Source organism: Pseudoxanthobacter sp., from assembly GCF_036822375.1.
Taxonomy (GTDB): domain Bacteria; phylum Pseudomonadota; class Alphaproteobacteria; order Rhizobiales; family Segnochrobactraceae; genus Pseudoxanthobacter.
Genome location: NZ_DAISHT010000297.1, coordinates 1 through 3,325, shown reverse-complemented (window position 1 = coordinate 3,325; position 3,325 = coordinate 1). Strand labels below are relative to the sequence as shown.

Annotated in this window: 4 protein-coding genes; all 4 read left to right on the top strand. The window is 67.4% G+C overall.

Annotation, left to right across the window (positions count from 1 at the left end):
• Window positions 1–554 (top strand): ribose-phosphate diphosphokinase (gene prs / locus V7067_RS16745; RefSeq protein ID WP_334177031.1); only part of this gene is annotated, 554 nt, incomplete at its 5' end.
• 214 nt (window positions 555–768) lie between these two features.
• Window positions 769–1,404 (top strand): 50S ribosomal protein L25/general stress protein Ctc, encoded by a 636-nt coding sequence (locus tag V7067_RS16740; protein ID WP_334177030.1) that lies wholly within the window; start codon window positions 769–771, stop codon window positions 1,402–1,404.
• Window positions 1,405–1,533: 129 nt separating this feature from the next.
• Window positions 1,534–2,259 carry an aminoacyl-tRNA hydrolase gene (gene pth / locus V7067_RS16735; RefSeq protein ID WP_334177029.1) on the top strand — a complete coding sequence of 242 codons (726 nt, stop codon included), beginning with the start codon at window positions 1,534–1,536 and terminating at the stop codon, window positions 2,257–2,259.
• A 165-nt stretch (window positions 2,260–2,424) separates the two neighbouring features.
• Window positions 2,425–3,325, top strand: a 901-nt coding sequence (ychF, locus tag V7067_RS16730) for a redox-regulated ATPase YchF (RefSeq protein WP_334177028.1), incomplete at its 3' end; no start/stop codon positions are given.

Below are 3,325 nucleotides of genomic sequence, written 5' to 3'. Positions count from 1 at the left end.
ACGCGGGCCAGATTCAGGGCTTCTTCGATATCCCCACCGACAATCTCTATTCCGCTCCGGTGATGACGCGCGACATCAAGGAGCGGTACCGCAACGAGAATCTGATGGTGGTTTCGCCGGACGTCGGCGGCGTGGTGCGTGCCCGCGCGCTGGCCAAGCGCATCGATGCACCGCTGGCGATCGTGGACAAGCGCCGCGAGCGGCCGGGCGAATCGGAAGTGATGAACATCATCGGCGATGTGTCCGGCCGCCACTGCCTGCTGGTCGACGACATCATCGATTCGGGCGGCACGCTGTGCAACGCCGCCGAGGCGCTGATCAAGAAGGGGGCCTCCAGCGTCACCGCCTACATCACCCACGGGGTGTTGTCCGGCGGTGCGGTGACCCGTGTCGAGCAGTCGCTGCTGAAGGAGCTCGTCATCACCGATTCGATCGAGGCGACCCCCGCAGTCGCGGCGGCGAAGAACATCCGCCACATCTCGGTCGCGCCGCTGCTGGGCGAAGCCATCAGCCGCACCGCGCTGGAAAAGTCGGTTTCGAGCCTGTTCGACTGATAAAATCCGCTCCCGCGCGGCGAAAAGCACCGGTTTCGGGCTTTTCTCCCCCGCGCGATGCGGTTATGAGAAGCGCGGCCCGCACCCCTGGAGGCGGGCCGCAGTCGTTTTGCGCGCCGTTCGTGGCGCGCAGGGCTGAAAAGCCGGCACGGCAACCTGCCCGGATGGCATGGCTGCGGGCCGGCGCCCCTCGCATCACATATTGGAGTGTTCCATGAGTCGTTCTTATGAGCTCGTGGCCACGGTGCGCGATCGGGTCGGTAAGGGGGCCGCTCGTGCACTTCGGCGTGAAAACAAAGTTCCGGCCGTGATCTACGGCGCAGGCCAGCCGGCCCTGCCGATCGCGCTTCCGGAAAAGGAAATTTTCCTGAAGCTGCATGCCGGCGGCTTCCTGACCACCATCGCCGTGATCGACACCGGCGCTGAGAAGATCCGCGTGATCCCGCGCGACTATCAGCTCGACCCGGTCCGCGATACGCTGGTTCATGTCGATTTCCTGCGCGTTGCCGCCCACGCTCACATCGAGGTGGAGGTGCCGGTGCACTTCCTCAACGAAGAGGCCGCTCCCGGCCTGAAGCGCGGTGGCGTGCTGAACGTCGTTGCCCACGCGGTGACGCTGAACGTCGACGCCGACGAGATTCCGGAAGCCCTCACCGTTGACCTGACCGGTCTGGAGATCGGCGATTCGGTGCACCTGTCGCAGCTCGCGCTGCCGGCCGGCTCCCATGTCGTCGGCCACGGCGAAGACCTGACCATCGCCACCATCGTGGCGCCGGCGGTTCTGCCCGAGGACGAGACCGCCGCGGCGGAAGCCGAGGCCCCGGCCGCTCCGGCCGCGCCGCAGGCCTGATCCCCGACCGGGATCGGCCCGTCGCGCCTCTGAAGGCGAATTCCGGACCGGGCGTGTCGTGCGCCCGGTCCTTTTCATGTCTGCCGCCCGGCCGTGGCGGCAGCGCACTGCGGCGGCAGGGAGAGTGTCATGCTGATTTTCGTCGGCCTCGGCAATCCGGGCCCGCGTTATGCCGGCAACCGCCACAATGTCGGCTTCATGGCGGTTGATCGCCTGTGGGAGCGTTATCGCTTCGGTCCCTGGCGGCAGAAATTTCAGGCCGAGATTGCGGAAGGCGTCATCGGGGACGAGCGGGTTCTGCTGATGAAGCCGCTGACCTACATGAACGAATCCGGCCGGGCCGTGGGCGAGGCGGCGCGCTTCTACAAGACGCCGCCGTCGGAAGTCGTGGTGTTTCACGATGAACTCGACCTGCCGCCCGGAAAGTTCCGCGCCAAGACGGGGGGCGGGCACGGCGGCCACAATGGCCTGCGCTCCCTCACCGCCCAGCTTGGCGAGGACTATCGCCGCATCCGCATCGGCATTGGCCATCCGGGGGCGAAGGAACTGGTGCACGGCTGGGTGCTGCACGATTTCGCCAAGGCCGACGAGGCATGGCTGGAGCCGCTGCTGGATGCCATGGCCGCCGAGGCGCCGTTGCTGGCGGCCGGCAAGGATGCGACCTTCGCCAATCGCGTGCATGCGGTGCTGACCCCGCCGAAGGCGGCAGCCCGGCCGGCACGGGCCGGACAGGAAGGGGAGGGGGCGCCGAAGGCGGCGACCTCTTCGCCGCCGGCCGCTGCTCCCGCCAAACCGGCGGGGGGCGGGGCGCTGGCCGAGGGGCTCGCTCGCCTTCTCGGCCGCCGCGAGGGATAGAGCGGCGGCGATTGGGCCTTGACGGCGGCCGGCCCGCTCGCCCAAGAACCGGGCCGGATATTACCCGCGCAGATATGGGATCGGGGGCACCTGCCCCGCCGGGACAGGGTCGGGCCGCGCGGCGCCCGGCCGGAGTTGCCCGGCAGCCAGCGAAAGTACGGATACATGGGCTTCAAATGCGGTATCGTCGGCCTGCCGAATGTCGGCAAGTCGACCCTGTTCAACGCGCTCACCAAGACGGCAGCGGCACAGGCGGCCAATTATCCATTCTGCACCATCGAGCCGAACACCGGCGAGGTGGCGATGCCCGATCCGCGTCTGGGCCGCATTGCAGCCATCGGCAAGTCGGCCCAGATCGTGCCGACCCGCATGACCTTCGTCGACATCGCCGGCCTTGTGCGCGGCGCTTCGAAGGGCGAGGGCCTCGGCAACCAGTTTCTGGCCAACATCCGTGAAGTGGATGCCATCGCCCACGTCCTGCGCTGCTTCGAAGACGGCGACATTACCCATGTCGAGGGCCGGGTCGATCCGGTGGCCGATGCCGAGACGGTGGAAACCGAGCTGATGCTCTCCGACCTTGAGAGCCTTGAGCGCCGGGTGGTGCCGCTGCGCAAGCGCGCCGCCAGCGACAAGGAGGCCAAGGCGCAGGTCCAGCTCATGGATGCGGTGCTGGAATTGCTGCGCGACGGCAAGCCGGCGCGCCTGTTGCAGGTGGAGGCGGAAGACCGCAAGGCTTTCCAGATGCTGAACCTGCTGACCGCCAAGCCGGTTCTCTATGTGTGCAACGTGGATGAGGCTTCTGCCGCCACGGGCAATGCGTTCTCCGCGCGCGTGGCTGAGAAGGCGAAGGCGGAAGGCGCTGGCGTGGTGGTGGTCTCGGCCGCCATCGAGGCGGAAATAGCCCAGCTTTCGCCCGAGGAGCAGAAGGAATTTCTGGAAACCCTCGGCCTCGAGGAACCCGGCCTCGACCGCGTGATCCGCGCCGGCTACGATCTTCTGGGCCTTGCGACCTATTTCACGGTGGGGCCGAAGGAAACCCGCGCCTGGACCATCCACAATGGCGACC